18 protein-coding genes are annotated in these 18624 nt (G+C 59.4%); 5 read left to right on the top strand and 13 right to left on the bottom strand.

Annotation, left to right across the window (positions count from 1 at the left end):
• The first annotated feature begins 47 nt into the window (after positions 1-47).
• On the top strand, positions 48-1442 hold the full coding sequence (locus MME58_RS23065) for an MFS transporter (RefSeq protein ID WP_054987273.1): 1395 nt from the start codon (positions 48-50) through the stop codon (positions 1440-1442).
• 9 nt (positions 1443-1451) lie between these two features.
• The gene (locus MME58_RS23060; RefSeq protein ID WP_054987274.1) at positions 1452-2015 is read left to right on the top strand and encodes a single-stranded DNA-binding protein; all 564 of its coding nucleotides are present in this window, start codon (positions 1452-1454) and stop codon (positions 2013-2015) included.
• A gap of 129 nt (positions 2016-2144) precedes the next feature.
• Here the strand turns inward: MME58_RS23060 and MME58_RS23055 are convergent, their stop codons facing one another.
• The 7 genes from MME58_RS23055 to MME58_RS23025 are packed head-to-tail and all read right to left on the bottom strand — an operon-like array spanning position 2145 to position 8964.
• Entirely contained in the window at positions 2145-3257 is a 1113-nt protein-coding gene (locus tag MME58_RS23055; RefSeq protein WP_055004804.1) for an endo-1,4-beta-xylanase, read from the bottom strand.
• Positions 3257-4000 (bottom strand): inositol monophosphatase family protein, encoded by a 744-nt coding sequence (locus tag MME58_RS23050; protein ID WP_054987276.1) that lies wholly within the window; start codon positions 3998-4000, stop codon positions 3257-3259. Before MME58_RS23050 ends, MME58_RS23055 begins: the two co-directional genes overlap by 1 nt.
• The gene (locus tag MME58_RS23045; RefSeq protein WP_055004803.1) at positions 3997-4758 is read right to left on the bottom strand and encodes a glycerophosphoryl diester phosphodiesterase; all 762 of its coding nucleotides are present in this window, start codon (positions 4756-4758) and stop codon (positions 3997-3999) included. The genes MME58_RS23050 and MME58_RS23045 overlap by 4 nt, the downstream gene beginning before the upstream one ends.
• A 6-nt stretch (positions 4759-4764) precedes the next feature.
• Entirely contained in the window at positions 4765-5871 is a 1107-nt protein-coding gene (locus MME58_RS23040; protein WP_055004802.1) for an ABC transporter ATP-binding protein, read from the bottom strand.
• Complete coding sequence (locus MME58_RS23035) at positions 5868-6761, bottom strand: ABC transporter permease subunit (RefSeq protein ID WP_054987279.1); 894 nt, start codon at positions 6759-6761, stop codon at positions 5868-5870. The genes MME58_RS23040 and MME58_RS23035 overlap by 4 nt, the downstream gene beginning before the upstream one ends.
• Positions 6758-7651: a carbohydrate ABC transporter permease gene (locus MME58_RS23030; protein ID WP_055004801.1), complete on the bottom strand. Its 894-nt coding sequence runs from the start codon at positions 7649-7651 to the stop codon at positions 6758-6760. Before MME58_RS23030 ends, MME58_RS23035 begins: the two co-directional genes overlap by 4 nt.
• Positions 7648-8964, bottom strand: a complete 1317-nt coding sequence (locus tag MME58_RS23025; RefSeq protein WP_055004800.1) for an extracellular solute-binding protein — start codon at positions 8962-8964, stop codon at positions 7648-7650. Before MME58_RS23025 ends, MME58_RS23030 begins: the two co-directional genes overlap by 4 nt.
• A 164-nt stretch (positions 8965-9128) precedes the next feature.
• Here MME58_RS23025 and MME58_RS23020 point away from each other — a divergent pair, with 164 nt between their 5' ends.
• Both MME58_RS23020 and MME58_RS23015 read left to right on the top strand, forming a co-directional pair.
• Positions 9129-10259, top strand: coding sequence for an ROK family transcriptional regulator (locus MME58_RS23020; RefSeq protein WP_055004799.1), 1131 nt, complete (start codon positions 9129-9131; stop codon positions 10257-10259).
• Positions 10260-10413: 154 nt separating this feature from the next.
• A complete protein-coding gene (locus MME58_RS23015) occupies positions 10414-11544 on the top strand; it encodes a tetratricopeptide repeat protein (RefSeq protein ID WP_233590976.1) in 1131 nt (376 codons plus the stop codon).
• A gap of 74 nt (positions 11545-11618) precedes the next feature.
• Here the strand turns inward: MME58_RS23015 and MME58_RS23010 are convergent, their stop codons facing one another.
• The 5 genes from MME58_RS23010 to MME58_RS22990 form a co-directional block, all read right to left on the bottom strand.
• A complete protein-coding gene (locus MME58_RS23010) occupies positions 11619-11858 on the bottom strand; it encodes a hypothetical protein (protein WP_054987284.1) in 240 nt (79 codons plus the stop codon).
• 178 nt (positions 11859-12036) lie between these two features.
• Entirely contained in the window at positions 12037-14343 is a 2307-nt protein-coding gene (locus tag MME58_RS23005) for a TonB-dependent receptor (RefSeq protein WP_055004797.1), read from the bottom strand.
• Between the two features lie 72 nt (positions 14344-14415).
• Positions 14416-14820 (bottom strand): ExbD/TolR family protein, encoded by a 405-nt coding sequence (locus tag MME58_RS23000; RefSeq protein WP_055004796.1) that lies wholly within the window; start codon positions 14818-14820, stop codon positions 14416-14418.
• Between the two features lies 1 nt (position 14821).
• Positions 14822-15514 (bottom strand): MotA/TolQ/ExbB proton channel family protein, encoded by a 693-nt coding sequence (locus MME58_RS22995; protein ID WP_055004795.1) that lies wholly within the window; start codon positions 15512-15514, stop codon positions 14822-14824.
• 10 nt (positions 15515-15524) lie between these two features.
• Positions 15525-16319 carry an energy transducer TonB gene (locus MME58_RS22990; RefSeq protein WP_055004794.1) on the bottom strand — a complete coding sequence of 265 codons (795 nt, stop codon included), beginning with the start codon at positions 16317-16319 and terminating at the stop codon, positions 15525-15527.
• 318 nt (positions 16320-16637) lie between these two features.
• On the opposite strand from MME58_RS22990, the gene MME58_RS22985 reads away from it, so the two are divergent.
• Positions 16638-17486, top strand: coding sequence for an ureidoglycolate lyase (locus MME58_RS22985; RefSeq protein ID WP_055004793.1), 849 nt, complete (start codon positions 16638-16640; stop codon positions 17484-17486).
• Positions 17487-17534: 48 nt separating this feature from the next.
• On the opposite strand, the gene MME58_RS22980 is transcribed toward MME58_RS22985, so the two are convergent.
• Positions 17535-18353, bottom strand: a complete 819-nt coding sequence (locus tag MME58_RS22980) for an alpha/beta fold hydrolase (protein ID WP_054987290.1) — start codon at positions 18351-18353, stop codon at positions 17535-17537.
• Positions 18354-18624: the final 271 nt, after the last annotated feature.

The following is an 18624-nucleotide window of genomic DNA, read 5'->3' as shown; positions in this document are numbered from 1 at the left end:
AACGATGGGACTGGTAGAATCGCCGCCGGTTCACACGAGGTTATTCCATGCACGATACCCACAGCGAGCGTATGAGTAGCGGCGAGACCCGCGCAGCAGGCGGTCTGGCCCTGGTGTTCGCGTTCCGCATGCTTGGCATGTTCATGGTTTTGCCGGTTCTGGCAACCTACGGCATGGACCTGGCGGGCGCGAGTCCTGCACTGATCGGTCTGGCGATTGGCGCTTACGGCCTCACTCAGGCTGTGTTGCAGATTCCGTTCGGGATCATTTCCGACCGTATCGGACGGCGACCGGTCATTTATCTCGGCCTGATCGTTTTTGCGATCGGCAGCGTGGTGGCAGCAAACGCCGATTCGATCTGGGGGATCATTGGCGGGCGCATCCTGCAGGGCGCTGGCGCGATTTCCGCTGCGGTCATGGCCTTGCTGTCTGACCTGACCCGCGAGCAGCACCGCACCAAGGCCATGGCCATGATCGGCATGACCATCGGTCTGTCGTTCGCTATCGCGATGGTGGTCGGCCCCGTGATCACCGGCGTATTCGGTCTTTCAGGGTTGTTCCTGGCCACCGGCGGCATGGCCTTGCTGGGTATTCTCATCGTCGCGTTTGTGGTGCCCAAGGCCAATGGCCCGTTGATGCACCGCGAATCCGGCGTTGCCAAACAGGCGTTGGGGGCTACCTTGCGTCATCCAGACCTGCTGCGCCTGGATTTGGGTATCTTCGTGTTGCACGCCATGCTCATGTCCAGTTTTGTAGCCTTGCCGCTGGCGCTGGTCGAAAAAGCCGGTTTGCCCAAGGAAGAGCACTGGTGGGTCTACCTGACCGCCTTGCTGGTTTCCTTCTTCGCGATGATCCCGTTCATCATCTATGGCGAGAAGAAACGTCAAATGAAGCGTGTTCTGCTGGGCGCCGTCACAGTTTTGATGCTGGCTGAGCTATTCTTCTGGGCCTACGGGGACACGTTGCGGGCACTGGTCATCGGGACAGTGGTATTCTTCACGGCGTTCAACCTGCTGGAAGCGTCCTTGCCGTCGCTGATCAGCAAGGTTTCACCGGCTGGCGGAAAAGGCACGGCGATGGGAGTTTATTCCACCAGCCAGTTTCTTGGATCAGCCGCAGGTGGGATACTGGGCGGCTGGTTGTTCCAGCATGGTGGGCTCGATGTGGTGTTCCTTGGTGGTGCAGCCATGGCCGCCGTCTGGCTCACCTTCGCAGTGACCATGCGCGAACCGCCTTACGTGACCAGCCTACGTCTGCCGTTGTCGCCGCAGGCGCAGCGTGAAGCAGGCCTGGCAGATCGTTTGATGTCCGTAGCAGGCGTGACAGATGCAGTGGTGGTTGCTGAAGAGGCGGCCATCTACATAAAACTCGACACAAAATTATTGGATCGTGCCTCTCTCGAAAAGCTGGTCAATCCAGCGTCAGAAGCGTGCGAAGCCTAGGAGAACGTTATGGCCCGTGGGGTTAACAAAGTCATATTGGTCGGTACATGCGGCCAGGATCCCGAAGTTCGCTACTTGCCTAACGGTAACGCCGTGACCAACCTGAGTCTGGCAACCAGCGAACAATGGACTGACAAGCAGACCGGTCAGAAAGTCGAAAAGACCGAGTGGCACCGTGTATCGATGTTTGGCAAGGTCGCCGAGATCGCCGGCGAATACCTGCGCAAGGGTTCGCAGGTCTACATCGAAGGCAAACTGCAGACCCGCGAGTGGGAAAAAGACGGCATCAAGCGCTACACCACTGAAATCGTCGTCGACATGCAGGGCACCATGCAACTGCTGGGCGGCCGTCCTCAGGGCGACTCGCAACAAGGTCAGGGCGGCGGCAACTACAACCAGTCCGCACCTCGTCCACAGCAGTCGCGCCCACAACAGTCGGCACCGCAGCAGTCCGCACCTCAGCAGAACTACAACCAGCAGCCGCCACAACGCGACTCGCGCCCGGCACCGCAACAACAAGCGCCGCAGCCAGCTGCTGACTTTGATAGCTTTGATGATGATATTCCGTTCTAGGGCGGAATAAAGTCTACTTTGTAAAGTTTTGGTCTGGAGCCCCCGTTTATCGGGGGCTTCGTGGTTTTCAGGGATCAGAAAGCGCGGAACCGCTCTGGCTGTAATGCTGCCGTGAAAGCCGCTGGGCACCTAAAACCGCGCATCCTTCTGCATTTGCGCGTTTTCGAAACAATGCGCGATCACCCAGCTTGCTGGCTTCACTTCACCTCGCGGGCCAAACGCCAATGCCCGTTGTGCCAACGGCCCGTTGCTGGTCGTGGCTCCGGCAATATGCGGGCTGTCCCACACACCCCAAGTGATAACTGTCGACACCGAGCGCGTAGCAAGGATCAGGTCCAGATAGCGCTTATAGGTTTGCGCAACCGTCCCATCGCGTTCTGTAATGGACCCCGTCAAGTGGCTGTCGTCGACGTCGAGTTCTGTGATGTGGATCGACAACCCAATATCACGCACTGCAAGAATAAAGCGAGACAGGTCCGGACCAAATGTGTCGCCTGCACGCAGGTGGGACTGAATGCCCAGACCGTGTATCGGAATGCCCCGCTGCCTGAGACCGCGCAGCAGGGCGAGCACGGCAGTGCGTCGGCTTTCGCCGTAATGGGTATCCTTTTCCAGGCCGTAATCGTTGTAGCAGAGCAGGGCGTCCGGGTCGGCCTTGTGCGCAGCGTTAAAGGCTATGTCCAGATAGCGAGGCCCGAGCATCTGATACCAGAATGAATTGCGCAGCCCGCCAGGCTGGCCGTCTTCCAGTTGGATGGCTTCGTTGACGACGTCCCATGCACTGGTGAGGCCACGATAATGGCTGGCGACGGTACTGATGTGCGCCGTCAGCACCGCTTCGGCGTTCGTCGGGGTGACGGTGTGGTGAACCCAGTTGGGTAAAGAACGATGCCAGCAGAAGGTGTGCCCGCGCATACGCTGGTCATGCGCTTTCGCAAACGCCGCGATTGCGTCGGCGGGCGCGAAGTTGTAACGCTCTGGTTCGGGGTGGACCGTCTGCCACTTCAAGGCGTTTTCTGGCACTACGATGCTGGCCTGATGGGCGACCAGTTCCCGGTAGGCCGCGTCGTCATTCAGCTTCGCCGGGTCAGCCGCAAAGCCGAACCGTATGCCTCTCTCGGCTGCAGGCTGGCGCAACGCGGTAAAAGTTTCTGCAGCCAGCAATCTGCTGTTCACAAAGGGCAGACACGCCATCAGGCGGACAAACGCAGTCAGAAAACTGCGTCGACTAGTCCGACGCACTACGCACCAAAAATCCCCATCAACTCCTCACGCCCCACCATCACTGTCATCGACCCTTGCTTCTGGTCGCCCTCAATCGTGCACAGCAACCCAGCCTCGCGACAAATCACAGCCCCTGCTGCGATATCCCACAGGCTGGTGAATTTCTCCATGTAGCCGTCTGTCTGCCCCAAAGCGGCGAACGCCAGGCCGATGGTGGCGCAGCGATAACCGGCAAGGCCCCAGCCCTGTCGGCGCAGGCTCAGGTGCAATTTGCCCATCTCTTCGGCGTCCCAGCGGGTGTTTTCGCCGACGCCAGCGATGCGCAGGTGCTCTGGTGGTTGAGGGCGGACAAAGGGGACGCCGTTGCGCAGCAAGCCATCGCCCGTGCGGGCGGCCAGGGTGTAGCCCAACGCCGGGTAGGCGACGACGCCGATTTCGGGCTCGCCTGCCGACATGTACGCCACAGCGATTCCCCACAATGGAGTGCCGCGCAGGTAGTTGCCAGTGCCGTCAATGGGATCGATAACCCAGCCATCGGTGATGAATTCGCCGCCCATTTCTTCGCCGAGGATTGTATCGTCGGGGAAGTGTTTGCCCAATTCGGCACGAAGCAGTTGTTCCACCTCGAAGTCGGCGCGGGAAACGAGGTCTTGCGCGCTTTTGGTGGTGATGTCGAGGGTGTGGCGGTCGTTGAAGTAGGCCATGGCCAGGCCAGTGGCTTTTTCTACGGCTTGCATGGCGACGCTGAGTCTTTTGTTCATTGCAGACAGCCTCCGTTCGGCAGGTTCAACAAGTCCGGGTAATCACTGAGAATCGACTGTGCGCCATGTTCCAGCAAGTAGCGCGCACGTTTCGGGCTGTTGATGGTAGCCACGGCGAATTCGACGCCGCTGCTTTTCAGGCGGACAAGGTGATGGTCATCGAGCATGTCGTCAAGTACGTGAAGTATTCGACAGTCATATTCGGCCAGCAGCGCGACCGGGTCGGCAGGGGCCACCACCGAGGCGATGGCCAAGGGCACGTCAGCCCATAACCGGCGTGCGGCCTTTAGGGAGCGTACTGAAAAACTGGATACGAACAGTTGATCATTGCCGGTGGGCCACAGGTTTTTGAGGATCGGCATCACCACTTCAGCCGTTTCGATATCGTCGCCAATGGTCGGCTTGAGTTCGACCTGCAAGCCAAGGTTGAGGCGCAGCGCGCAAGCCACGATCTCTTCAAAGGTGGGGATCTGCAAGCCTGCGAATTCAAGGGCGAACCAGCTGCCTGCGTCCAGTTTGCGGATGGCCTCAAGTTCGTGAAGCACGACCGCGCCGCGCCCGTTGGTAGTTCGGTCCAGCAAGTCGTCATGAATCACGACAGGCTGGCCATCACGGGTCAGTTTCACGTCGATCTCGACCCACTCGGCGCCGCACTCTGCAGCTTTCTCCAGGGCCAGCAGGGTGTTTTCCGGCACGTAAGCCTTGGCACCACGATGGGCAATCAGGGACGAACGGACGAGGGGGGCGGATTTGGGCATGGCGGGTCACTTGGCGGTTTGGGAGAAGGAAACGAGCTGGCGTTGGCCACTCTCGATATCGAAAAGCAGTGGCGCGGGGCTGATCGCGAGTCGAACCTGGGTGCCGGGCATCAGATGTTGCCGCTCGGCGAGGCTGACGACACAGCGTGTTCCAGCGAGTTGGCAATACAGCAGGCTGTGGCTGCCCAGATTCTCCGAAGACTCCACCGTGGCGATGACGCCTGCCTGGTCGAGTGCGAAGGTCTCGGGGCGCAGGCCCATCAGCCATTTACCTGTGCAGTTGCTGGCAACGCCGAGTCTGACGGGCAGGCGTTGCCCGTCCGCGAGCATCAAAACGTTGTCGTCCAGACAATGCACAGGCAGCAGGTTCATGGGCGGGGTGCCGATGAAGCCGGCGACGAAAGTGCGCGCGGGTTGATCGTAGATGTCAGTGGGCGTGCCGATTTGTTCGACATGGCCTTTGTTGAGGATCACCACGCGCTCGGCGAGAGTCATGGCTTCGGTCTGATCGTGGGTGACGTACAGAATCGTTGCACCGGTCTGCTGGTGCAAACGGCGAATCAACAGGCGCATTTCATGACGCAGCGCGCTGTCCAGGTTGCACAGTGGCTCATCGAACAGCAGGACTGGCGGTTTGCGGATCAGCGCACGACCGATGGCAACGCGCTGGCGCTGACCGCCGGAAAGCTCGCCGGGCTTGCGTTGCAACAAAGCCTCAAGACCCAGCGAGCCGGCACATTCGCGAATACGCTGCTCACGCTCCTTGCGTGAGATACGCGCCAGCTTGAGGGTGTAACCAATGTTGTCGGCCACGCTCATGTGCGGATAAAGCGCGTAGTTCTGAAACACCATGGCGCAGCCACGCTCCTTGGGCGGCAGACGCGTTACATCACGGCCACCCATCAGGATTTGCCCCTGGCTGACGTCCTCCAGCCCGGCGACCATGCGCAGCAGCGTGGACTTGCCACACCCGGACGGGCCGAGGATGACGTTAAGCTCGCCCGCTTTGAAAACCAGATCGAGCCCGTGAAGGATTTGTTCTGTGCCGTAGGTTTTGTGCAGGCCCTTGAGGACAATATCCGGTGCGCAGGCAATAGGGGTGAGCGCGGTCATTTGCCGACTCCGATCAGGCCTTTGACAAACCATCGCTGCATGAGCGCAATGACGAGTATGGGGGGCAGCATGCTGACCACCGCGGCGGCCATCAGCAGGTTCCATTCGGGGACCTGAGTCGCATCGGTCGGTAGAAAGCTGGCAACGCCCAGCACCAGTGTGCGCATGTCCTCGCGATTGGTTGCGACCAGTGGCCACAGGTAGTCTTTCCACGCACCGATGAACACCAGCGTACCGAGCGCCGCGAAGTTGGTCTTCGACAGTGGCAGCAGAATGTCGATGAAAAACCGCCAGGGTCCGGCACCGTCCATTCGTGCCGCTTCGACCAGTTCGGCGGGCAGCGTCTGATAGAACTGCCGGAACAGAAAGGTGCCGGTGGCCGAGGCAATCAGTGGCAGGGCGAGCCCGGTATAGCTGTCGAGCAGGTTGATGGTCGGCACCGGCAGCGACTGGATACCCAGCCATTGCAAAAGCGTCCGTAGCGGTCCGAGAAGGTCGCTGGCCACCGCATACGTAGGGATGATGCGCACTTCCAGCGGCAGCAGTAGCGCGCCCAGTACGGCGAACAAAATCACCGAGGTGTAACGGCTGCGAAAGTAGACCACGGCAAATGCCGTCAGCGCCGAAAGCGTCAGCTTGCCGATCACCACCAGCATGGCGACCAGCAGGCTGTTGCCCAGCAGACGCAGCAGATCGAGACGCCGGGTAACGTGTTGCAGATTCTCCAGCAACTGGTCGCCGGGCATGACCGCAAGGCCGTGGGCGAACAGCTGTGGGTTACTGACTGTCGCCGAGCAGACTGCAACGTACAGCGGCCCCAGCGCGAACACCAGCCCCAGCGTCAGCAGCAAATAAGCACCTGTGTCGAGCAGCCGATGACGCTCGATCATGCTTTTACCCCGCGTCGCTGGAAGCGGACCAGGAGTTTGAATTGGGCAATGCTCAGCGCCACGACTGCCAGCAACATGAGTACTGACAGCGTCGACGATCCGGCCAGATCCAGCCCCATGAAACCGTCTGTGTAGATCTTGTAGGCCAGCACGTTGGTGGTATCGCCTGGTCCGCCGTGGGTGAGCGTATCGACCAGTCCGAAACTGTTCGACAGGCTTTCCAGCAGGTCGATGACAAACACGAAGAGCAAATAGGGCGCGATCAGTGGCAGCTGTATGTCGAGCATCCGTCGCAAGGAGCCAGCCCCGTCCAGTGCTGCAGCCGCGAGGTAGTCGTCCGGTACGGACTTCAAGCTGGCAACCAGCATCACAAAGTTGAACGGGACCAGGCACCACGCATACCCCACAATCAGCAGCAGCATGCTTTGTAGCGGGCTGGCGTAGGGTGCCCAGGTGCCTGGCGCTATCTCGTTGAGCCAGGCGAAAATACCCATCACCGGGTTGGCCAGCACATGAAAGACGATACCGATGGTGGCGCCCGATACCGCGTAGGGCCAGATCAGCAGATTGCGAAACACGGCATTGCCGCGCATTTTCAATTCAAGGCACAGCGCAAGTACCAGCGCGATGAGGATCGAAAGTACAACACTCGACAGACTGAACAGCAGCGTCGAGCCCAGTGCGGCGAGCACACCGGGGTCTTTCAGTACCCGCCAGTAATTGCTCAGTCCGACAAAGATTTCATGACCGCCGAACGGCGGGACCAGATGAAACGACCACCAGATCGCCTGCACAGCGGGCCAATAAAAGAACAGCCCCAGCGCCAGTAATTGGGGCAGGGCAAACAGCAGCGCCAGACTCGGCTGCGGGAAATGTGCACGAGGTTTCATGGCGTTGCCTCGCTTGCCCCATTGCTGGCCTGGGTCTGGTGCATCTGCTGAAACAGGCTGAGCAATTCGTTGGCGCGCAGCGTTGTCTGGCGCAGGGCGTGTTCAACGCTTTGGCGACCTGTGAGCGCGTTCTCCATTTCCTGCGACCAGATCAGCCGCATCAGCGTGATAAAGCCGCAGCGCAAAGGCGCAGACGGCCGACCGTCAATGTCGCTGAGTGCAGCAAGTCCGACCGTCACTGCCGATGGCTCCCTTGCTGTGGACTGCAGCCGTGCTGCAGCGTCCTGCGTGACCGGTAGATAGCCCGTCCGGGCACTGAATACCAACTGGTTCTCGGCTTGCAGCACGAACGCCAGGAATTCCGAGACCAGCCGGTACTCCCTGACAGAGTGGCCACGCATTACCCACAGCGAGGACCCGCCGGGGGCATTGGCGCGTCGCTGGGTGGTGGCGTAGATCGGCACCGGTGTGACATCGATATCGGATTTGAGCGTGCTGTGCACGATATTCCAGGCACCTGTGGAATCCAGCAGCATGGCGCAGTCATCCGTGGCGAAAGCCAGCGCCTGCTGGCCGCTGCGGGTCGAATCCTCATGAACCACCAGACCTTCGCCAGCCCATTGCGTCAGGTCGTTCATCAGGCGCAGGTGGGCACCTTTGTCGAACTGATAGCGTTCGTTGCCTGCAGCGCGAGTAGCGACCTCGGTGCCTTGCGCTGCACTGGTCTGTTCCAGCCAGATCCAGGGTGCAAACTCGGTGACGGCAGGGCACGTGTGGCCGTTTCTCTTCAAGGCCCGCAAGGCCGTGGCAAATGCTTCCCACGTGGCGGGTGGCTCGCTGATACCTGCCGCGGCGAGTGCATTTCGGTGCGTATAGAGCACGGCTGTGGAGGCTGCAAAAGGCTGAGCTGCGAGAACGCCTTGCTCATCGGAGTAGTAGCGGCGCAAGGCTGGCAGAAAGGTGTCGTCGGAATAAGCTCTTTGGTGATGGGCCATGACCGCCTCGACAGGTCGCGTGGCACCGCCCAGCAGCATGTCCGGTGTGGCAACGTCGTAAATCTCGACCAGTGCCGGGCCTATGCCTGCGCGGTAAGCGGCTACGGTTTTCTGCAGCGTCTGTTCATAACTGCCTTGGCGAATACAGTGCAGGCGATCCTCATCCTCGCGCTGAGCGTTGAAGCTTCTGCACAAATCCGCGATGGCACTTCCGGCCGCGCCGCCGTGGCTGTACCAGAACTCGGCGGGTGCGGCGAAGACCTGAGCTGCGAGCGGCAGCAGCGCCAGCACCGATAGCGTCTTACTGATGAAAGGCATGAGGGCATCCACAAGAACTCAGTGCCATTTAATACAGCTTGTGTGTAGTATTTGTGACCTGTGCGACGTTTATTAAATTTTCATGATGGAAGTGTGCAATAGGTGGTGGGCGATACACTGCTTCATACGCCCACCGTTTTAATCCCTTCTGATTTGTAGATTCCATGCCTCTCGACCTCGATACGCCGCTTCATTCGCAACAACCGTTGAGCCTCAATGAACGCAAATTGCTGGATATCCTTCGCCGTCGCGGCGCAATCACCCGCGCCACGGTTTCGACCGAGATGGACCTGGCTCAGCAGTCGGTACACCGCCTGATTGAAGAATTGATCAGTCGTGGTCTGCTGCGCAGCGGCGAGCGCGTGAAGAACGGTAGGGGGCAACCGAGTCCACGTATCGAACTGGTCAATGAAGCGGTGTATGCCATCGGCGTATCGATCAATACCGACTCGGCAGTCGTCTGCATCGCCGATCTGGGCTGCAATGTGCTGGAACAAGTCACTCTGCGTACGCCGCCGTTGAGCCGTAAGAGCACGCTGGCCTCGCTGGAGAGAACCATCGAACGCATCCTTCAGCGCAACGGCATCGAAGCGGAGCGGGTGGTTGGCGTGGGTTTCGCGATTGCCGGGTTTTTTCTCGATAATCGCCAGATCAATGCTCCGGAACCGCTGCGCGACTGGTCATTGATGGACCTGCAACCGGTACTCGAAGAGCACTTCAGCATGCCGGTCTGGCTGGAAAACAACGCCACCACTGCCGCCATCGGTGAAAGCCTGGTGGGCGTGGGGGCATGGGCCGGCAATTTCATTTACCTGTCGTTCAACTTCGGTTTCGGCGCAGGCGTGGTGATCAACGGCAAACCGTATTTCGGCAGTCACGGCAACGCCGGCGAGATCACGCTCTACAACGACGAAGAATCGATAAACCGACCGGCCTTGCGTTACCTGCTCGATGAATTGCATCAGCGTGGCGTGCAGGTCGATTCAATCGAAGACCTGCGCCTGCGCTTCGACCCTGACTGGCCCGGTGTGGATACCTGGCTGACTCGGGTCAAGCCAACGCTGGACCGTTTGATCAACGCCTTGGCGGGACTGTTCGATCCGCAGGCTGTGGTGTTCGGCGGGCAGCTGCCACCAGAACTGGGCAGGCGGCTGATTGCAGAGACGACTTTCTGGGGCACGCATCGCTATAACTCGCCACCGCCTCGGCCACAGTTACTGTTGAGCGAGACGAATGGGGATGCGGCGGCTCTCGGGGCGGCGCTGGTGCCGTTGAAAGAGCGGTTTTTTGTTTGATTTTCTTTTACGTTGTGAGGTGGCATCAGCTTGGGGCTTCTTGTGGTTAAGCGCGTCCGGGTCAAATTTTTTGTGAACGGCAGCTTTTTGCCAAGCGCGACGTTCATGGAAAGCACCCATAAGCTTCGATAAACTCCATCCCTACGCCTCACGGATGGATTCGAAGTTGCGCCGGTCTTTAGTTGCTCTGTGCCTTTGCGTTGCAGCCTTTCTTTTTGTCACCTTCAGCATAACGTTGTGGCGTAGCCCATACAGCCTCACCGTACTGGTTGCGTCGGCCTATGAAGATGGGCTCGTCATTGGCAAAAATCCTGGTGAAGCCATGAATTGGTATTCACGCGCGGCAGAAAAAGGCGATCCTGTTGCTCAGTACAAGCTAGGCCTCATTCATTTCTATGGCCGGGGTGTAGACATTGATCGGGCCAAAGGCCTTCAGTGGTTAACTGAATCGGCGGAACACGGGAACGCAGATGCCGAATATTTTATGGGCGTTGCAATGACCGCAGAGGCAGCGACTCAGACAGATTTTGGGCAGGTGGCGAGTTGGTTTAGCAAGGCTGCAGAGCAAGGTCACGCTAAAGCTCAACAAGAGCTCGCTTCCCTTTATTTCAGAGGCTGCGGCGTTGAAAAGGATGATCAGGAAGCTTTCAAATGGGCTAGCAGGGCAAGCGCTCAAGGCTATGCGGGCGCCAAACCACTCCTGGCTACACTGTATTTCTATGGCAAAGGTACTCAGGCAGATCCTCAACACGCAGTGGAGTTGCTCACCGAAGCGGCCAACTCCGGGAACAGCCTTGCATACGAAATGTTGGGAGCTGCCACTTTACACGGCACGGGCACTCCCAAAGACCCTTCCGCCGCATTGCAATGGTATACCCGTGCTGCCAGGGAGGGCAGGATTAACGCTCAGTTCGCCCTTGGCTACCTGTACAGCAGCGGCGGTGAGGTGGCGTTCAATTACTCACTGGCAAACCACTGGTTTTTGAAGGCCGCTGCACAAGGAAGCGCGCCCGCCATTGTCGCACTCGCCTTTCATATCGATAACGGGCAGGGTTTCGAACGCAATAAGGTCAAGGCGTGCGGGCTGTTGCGTGTGGCGCTAAAAAACGAGCTACCGAACAATATGGCAGATGACCTTCGCGTCCAGCTTGAGGAGGAGGAAAAAGCACTTTCAGCGCAGCAACTGGCTGAGGTATCAGTCTTGGAAGCCCTTTATTCAAGCCCTGAGGGCTTAAGCGAACTGCACGTTGATATAACACCCATGCCTGCTCGAACAGAGTTGTGAGATACACGCAGTCAGCATCTTGAGACGCGGCGATGCTGCAACGATACTGCAGCACCAACCAACATCAAAAAAACCTACCTCCTCAGCGCTACAGCCTCTGCAACAAGGCACTCCAGCGCAAACTGCTCTGTGTACGTCATCTGAATCGGCGTGGTCTCGCCCTTGACGGTCCTTTCGCCCTCGAGGATGTAGCGAATGCGTTTGTCAGTGACTCCGATACGCTTGGCGATCCATGAGGGCGTCTGGCCGATGCGCGAGATCAGCTTGTCGGCGTATTCGGTGGAAGGGTTATAGAGTTCTGCGTTGGGTGTCATGGGGTGTCCGGAGGGAGGTCAGGCGCTATAGATGCGGGGAAGTATGCAGCACGGTGGGGGATTCGTCGCTGTGGCGGTGAGCAATAGACGTTCACTGGGCAGCGGTTGAGAGATTTTCTTGATGAGCAAGCGCCTGATTGGCGAGTGAGGCGATCCTTCGCCCTTCAGCCAGCAGCGATCAGAGTTTCACCCCTAGCGTCACAAACGCACTGCGCGGTGTGCCCACCTGAAGAACCTGCAAATTGCCTGCCGGGTCGCTGGCTGCGCTGGCGTCGGTGTTGAGGGTGGAGATGTAGCGCTTGTCGAACAGGTTGACCATGTTCAGTGACAAGGTGGTGTCTTTGATGGCACCGAGTTTGCCGAAGTCATAGCCCAGGTTGGCGTTCGCCAGCCAATAGCCGCTGACGCTGGAATCGTTGGTGTAGGTGTAATAGCGCTTGCTGATGTAGTTGCCCTGCAGGCCGGCATTCCAATGCTGCCAATTCCAGTCCAGATTGCTCGAATACATCAGTTTCGGAGTATCCACGACGGTTTTGTCTTTCACATGAACGGTGCTGCCGCCGCTGCTGTAGTCATCATCGTAAGTGCTGCGGTTGTAGGACATCGAGTTGGACCAGCGCCAGTGCTCGTCGGGCGTCAGGCCGAATGACAGTTCCAGACCACGGCTGGTGACCGAGCCGACGTTGGCGACCCCGTTCTGACAGATGACGATGCCGGTACAGTTGGTGATGGCCACCAGGCGATTATCGAATCTGGTGTTATAGATTGCCGCCGAGGCCGAATACAGTGGGGTGCTGCGGCGCAGGCCCAGTTCGACGGTTTTCGAGGTCTCGGGTTTCAAGTCCTTGAAGCCGTTTTGCGCATCGACTGCGCTCTGCGTCGTGAAGAACGGGCTGTAGCCGCCACTTGGAAACGCTGCCATGTTTTCCGAGTAAGACGTAAAGACTTCATCGTTCTCGTCGAGTTTGTAGGTCGCGCCCACTTGCGGCAAAAACCTGTCCCGCGCTTCCAGCGAGCCGCTGGCATAACCGCCACCTTTGCCTTCGGCGGTCGAGGTGGTCACCGTGTTTTTCGCACCGAACTCAAGCTTGAGACGGTCATCGAGCAGGGTGTAGGTGTCACGCAGGTAGAACTGCCGGGTCAGGTCGTTGTAACTCTGGTCCAGCACCGTCGCCGCCTGCCTCAGACCGTTGGTTTTGACGATGTGGTTTTGCGGCGTCGCATTGGTGGTATCGAACAGGTAGCGGGCGATGTCGTTCTTGTTCGACTGAATCCAGAACCCGCCCTGAATTTCATGCTGGCCCAGGTAGTAGGTCAGCGAACTCTGGAAACCGGTTCGATCGATGCCATACACCGTGCTGCGAATCGAGTTGCTGGGCACTGTGGTCGAGCCGCTGGTGAAGACGAACGGGTAATACGAGTTGCCCCGACCCGAGTCATGGTGGTGATAGACGGTCGCGTCCAGAACCAGATCATCGGTCAGCGAGAAGTTGCCGTTGAGGATGTCCAGTTCGTCATCGCGCAGGCTGCTGGCGTTGTAGGTCGCATCGCCCGCACTGGTCACACCGCCGGTATAGATACCGTTGGCTGCATTGACCGCACGGGTCCAGTCCGGCGTGTAGTAGCTCCAGTTGTAACCCAGGCGCTGGATGATGCTCTTCGACAGGCTGGGCAGATTGGCTTCATCGTGAGACGAGGTGCTGTGGAAGAAGCTCACGCGGTTGTCGCCGAAGTTGTAGTTGACCTTGGCGTTCACCGCATCGGATTTTTGCGGGTTGTCGTGGCCTTTCCAGGCGTCGGCGTCGTACTTTTCTCCCGACACATAAGCGGACAGGCCATTGTATTCGCCCGTGTCGATGCGCATGAAGGTGCGCGAAGTGTCGTAACTGCCCAAGGTCTGTGACAGTCGCGCGCCGAACACCTTGTCCGGGTTGGAGCTGGTGAACTGAATGGTGCCGCCCAGATCACTGTTCGACGCCGTACCCAGCGAGCCGATGCCGGGAGCCACTTCGCTGGTTGCGATGTTTTCCGCAATGATCGCCCGGGTGATGCTCAGGCCGTTGAAGTTACCGAAGCTCATGTTGCCGAGCGTGACGCCGTCCAGCGTGTAGCCCAGGTGGTGCATATCAAAACCGCGCAGACTGATGCGCTGGCTGCCTTCTTCACGGCCCAGCGGGTCGCCGGACTGGAAGTTGACCCCCGGCAACCGTTGCAGAACCTTCAGCGGGCTGGTGCCTGCGGAATAAGCGGTCACGTCCTTTTGCGTAACGCGCTGCACCTGACGGGTTTCACCCTGGCCAATCACCGACACTGTGCCCAGTGTCATGGCTGCCGCGTCTTCGCCAGCCGGTGCCGTTACCGGGATTGGCATGTCATCGTCGGCCTGAATCAACGGGCTGACCAGGCACAGTGAATTCAATGAAACCAGCAGCGCGAGGCGCGTTACCGGGAATCGAGAGGCGCGCGGTATCAATCGATTGTTCATGAAAAGGTTTTCCTGGGGGCGTCAGGGGGCCGCGCTTGCGGCGGGTCATGGGGTTAACGACAGGTTTTTGTGTCAGGGGCTTTCGGTAATCACCGACAGGCGACTGATGCCGGCTTTCTGCACATCGGCCAGCACCTGAGCAACGCGGCCATAGCCTGTGGCCTGATCGGCGCGCAGGCTGACCGCAACGTCCGGGTCTTTGTTGTGCAAGGCTTGCAGCAGGTCCGGCAGTTGTTCCAGCGCGACCGCTTCACTGTCGATGAACACGCCGCCACTGGCGTCGATACTCACAACCACCGGGCTGGCCTGATCCAGTGAGGTGGTGGCGACGGTTTGCGGCAGGTCGAGCGGGATCGCGTTGTTGAGCAGCGGGGCGGTAACGATGAAGGTCACCAGCAGCACCAGCATTACGTCCACCAGGGGCGTAATGTTGATGTCGCTGATTGCGTCGTCATCACTGGACGTGGAGAAGGACATGTCAGCTCACTCCTTTCAGGTTGGGGGCCGTCTTGTCGCGATTGTCGGGCTGCAGCCGGAAGGCGTTGCGTTGTGAGAGATTGAGAAAGTCCACAGCGAACTCCTCAAGGTCCGCGATCACCAGCTTCAGGCGCCGTCCGAAGAAGTTGTAAGCCAGCACTGCGGGCACCGCGACTGCGATGCCGACGCCAGTCGCCACCAGCGCTTCGCCAATAGGCCCGGCGACCACCGCAATGCTCGCCGACCTGGCCTGGCTGATCGCGCTGAGTGCATGAATGATCCCGAACACTGTGCCGAACAGGCCGATGAAGGGCGCGGTGCTGCCGATCGACGCCAGCAGAATCATGCCGCTTTCCAGGCGACGACGTTCCTTGTGGATCTGCTGGCGCAGGCTGCGCTCCAGCAAGTCCTGGCGGTTCCAGCTGTGGCCCAGGTCCGGCGAGTCGTGAGGCGCTGCGAGCGCCTGCGCGCCGGCATCGGTCAGGCGTGCCAGGCTGCCTTCACTGTGCGGCAGGTGCAGCGCATTTTTCAGATCGCGAGCGGCCCAGAACTGTGCGGCGTAGCGTCGGTTCTGACGCGTCAGTCGCCAGTGCTGAAACGACTTGCCGAGTAAAAGCGCCCAGGTCACCAGCGAGAAAATCACCAGCAGGGTCATTGAGGATTGGGTGATGAGTACGGAGTAAGCGGTGTTCATGACGTAAACCTCAGGGTGCGAGTTTGAAAGCCAAGGGCACGTTGACCCAGCCTTCTAGCGGGGTGTCGCCACGTTTGGCGGGAATAAAGGTCCATTGCCGGACAGCGGCCTGCGCAGCTTCATCCAGCGCCGGGACACCGCTGCTTTGCAGCACTTGCACCTGATCGGTACGTCCGTTGGGCAGCACATGGACACGCAGCAGCGTCGTACCTTCCTGATGCCGGCGCGCAGCGGCGGGTGGATAGACCGGAGGCGGATTGTCGAGATAACCGGCCCGGCCTATCGGTGCTGTGGTGGTCTGGGTTGCCGCAGGCGTCTGTGTCGCCACTGGCGCCGGTGTTGGCGGGGCTGCGGAGGGTGTCGGCGCAGCAGGTTTGGCGACCGCTTTTGTCGGTGCGGCTTTGGGCAGTGCCTTGGGTTTGGGCGACTCGGCAGGCTTTGGCTCCGCTGACGCTGCCTTGGGGGCTGGCGGCTGCGGTTCGGGCTGAGCGGCTGGCTCGGAGGGCGTCGGTTGGGCAGTCGGCGGCGTAACCGGTGGCGGTACCCATTGCACGGTGATTGGCAGCGGAGGGGCTGGTTCAGGCACATGCGGCTGATCAACCGTCAGCCACCATGCCAGTGCACCATGCAGCCCTATCGCAAGCGCAATCGCCAACGCGTTTGCCAGCCATGGTCTTGGCGCAGCCTTGCTCTGTTGCTGCACAGCAAGTGCCGACGGGGCAATAGTGCGGCCGTCCAGAGGCTGTTCTGGCCATTGACGCAGCTGAAGCGGTGGCGATCGGCGGGACAGTATCAGCGTTGACATGAGTTCAGCTCACCCTTGAAGGAATACGGGCCTGACGCCTTGGCGAGGGGCTCGTTTCAACTGGAGCTGATATTAATACTCTCTGTGTGTATTAATTATGACCGCGGGCATTGATGCGGATTTTCCGGCGCCAAGGTGAGCGCGGCTTGTCAGCCAGTCGTTCGTAAATTTCATTAGGCAAGGCAGCCGTTGCAGTGCTATCTGTCCAGACCCAACGGGTTCGCCTCTGCCGCGAATACCGATTGCCGCGCGGGTCGAGCGACAGGGCGTCATCCTTTGAATCCGCGGTTTACACCTTGGACAAAACGGGAGAACTCGATGAAATTGCTTCGTTACGGCGAGAAAGGCCAGGAAAAGCCAGGCCTTTTTGATGCTGACCACCGGATCCGCGACCTGTCCGCGCATGTCGAGGACATTGCTGGCGATGCCTTGAGCCCTGCAGGTCTTGCACGCCTGGCTGCGCTCGATCCCGAGAGCCTGCCTCTGGTTGCGGGTCAGCCGCGTATCGGGGCGTGTGTCGGGCAGGTCGGCAAGTTTATCTGCATAGGCCTGAACTACGCCGACCACGCTGCCGAATCGCGCATGGAAGTGCCGAAGGAGCCCATCCTGTTCAACAAGTGGACCAGCGCAATCTGCGGTCCGAACGACAACGTCGAAATTCCTCGCGGCTCGCTCAAGACTGACTGGGAGGTCGAGCTGGGCGTCATCATCGGCAAGGGCGGACGCTACATCGACGAGGCCGTTGCCATGGAGCATGTGGCTGGCTATTGCGTGATCAACGATGTGTCCGAGCGCGAATGGCAGCTTGAGCGCGGTGGAACCTGGGACAAGGGTAAAGGCTTCGATACCTTCGGCCCGCTAGGCCCGTGGCTGGTGACCTGCGATGAGGTCGCCGACCCTCACTCGCTCGACCTGTGGCTGGAGGTTGACGGGCATCGTTACCAGCATGGGAATACGCGAACGCTGATATTCAGCGTTCCGCAATTGATCGCTTACCTCAGCCGTTGCATGAGTCTGCAACCGGGGGATGTCATCTCGACCGGTACGCCGCCGGGGGTGGGGATGGGTGTCAAGCCGGAGCCGGTCTTCCTGCGCGCGGGGCAACGCATGCGTCTGGGGATTACCGGGTTGGGCGAGCAGAGTCAGTTGACCGTTGCGGCCGACTGATTCGCTGTGTGCAGGGAGTCGGCAATCGACTCCCTGCCATACCCGGAATCAGCCCTGCACGAAGGTCAGCAGGTCTTTGTTGAGCGTCTCTGCATGGGTCACCGCAAAACCATGCGGCGCGCCTGGATAGACTTTCAGTTCGGCACCCTGGATCAGCTCGGCAGCGCGCTTGCCCGAGGCTTCGAAGGGGACGACTTGATCGCCGTCGCCGTGAATCACCAGGGTTGGCACATCGATTTTTGCCATGTCCGCACGGAAGTCTGTCGCCGAGAATGCCGTAACGCAGTCCAGCGTGCCTTTGAGTGAGGCGAGCAGGGCAATATTCAGGGTCTGGGTCAGTACGCCTTCGGAAACCTTCTGTCCTTTGTTCAGGCCGTAGAAAGGCGTGGCGAAATCACTGATGAACTGGGCACGGTCCTTGAGCAGGCCTTCCTTGATGCCGTCGAACACCGATTTGTCGACGCCTTCCGGATTGTCCTCGGTCTTCAGAAAAAACGGCGTGACCGAGCCCAGCAGGGCCAGTTTGGCAACCCGCTCGCTGCCGTATTTAGCGATGTAGCGCGTCACATCGCCGCCGCCCATCGAAAAGCCCACCAGCGTCACGTCGCGCAGGTCAAGGTGCTCGATCAGTTCGGCGATATCGTCAGCAAAGGTGTCGTAGTCATAGCCGGTCCACGGCTGGCTGGAGCGGCCGAAGCCGCGGCGGTCAAAAGCGATGGTGCGATAGCCCCGGCTGCTGAGGTATTCCATCTGGTATTCCCACATGTCCGCATCCAGCGGCCAGCCGTGGCTGAACAGTACCGGCTTGCCCGTGCCCCAGTCCTTGTAATAGATCTCGGTGCCATCTTTTGTATTGAACGTGCTCATGCAGATTCCTCTCGATGTCGGGTTGATCGGGCAAGCGTCGCGGCGGACAGGCTGATGCACGCCTTCGGCAGCTCCCGATAATTCCGGCAGCCGGGCCTTTGCATAGTTCAGTCGGGAAGACTGAGTGCACTGCCCTGACGCAATTTTTTGAAACATCGGCTCATCGTATTTCCCTGCTGCAACCGAACTTGCCGGGCATACGGGAATCAGTTCCTTGGGATCAAAGCGTGCTTTGGTCAGTACATGGTTTTATTTGTCCATTGAAGGAGAG

Origin of the sequence: Pseudomonas syringae pv. tagetis (assembly GCF_022557255.1) — a bacterium.
Taxonomy (GTDB): domain Bacteria; phylum Pseudomonadota; class Gammaproteobacteria; order Pseudomonadales; family Pseudomonadaceae; genus Aquipseudomonas; species Aquipseudomonas caricapapayae.
The sequence above is the reverse complement of the archived record's forward strand: the minus strand, read 5'-3'. Positions and strand labels throughout refer to the sequence as shown.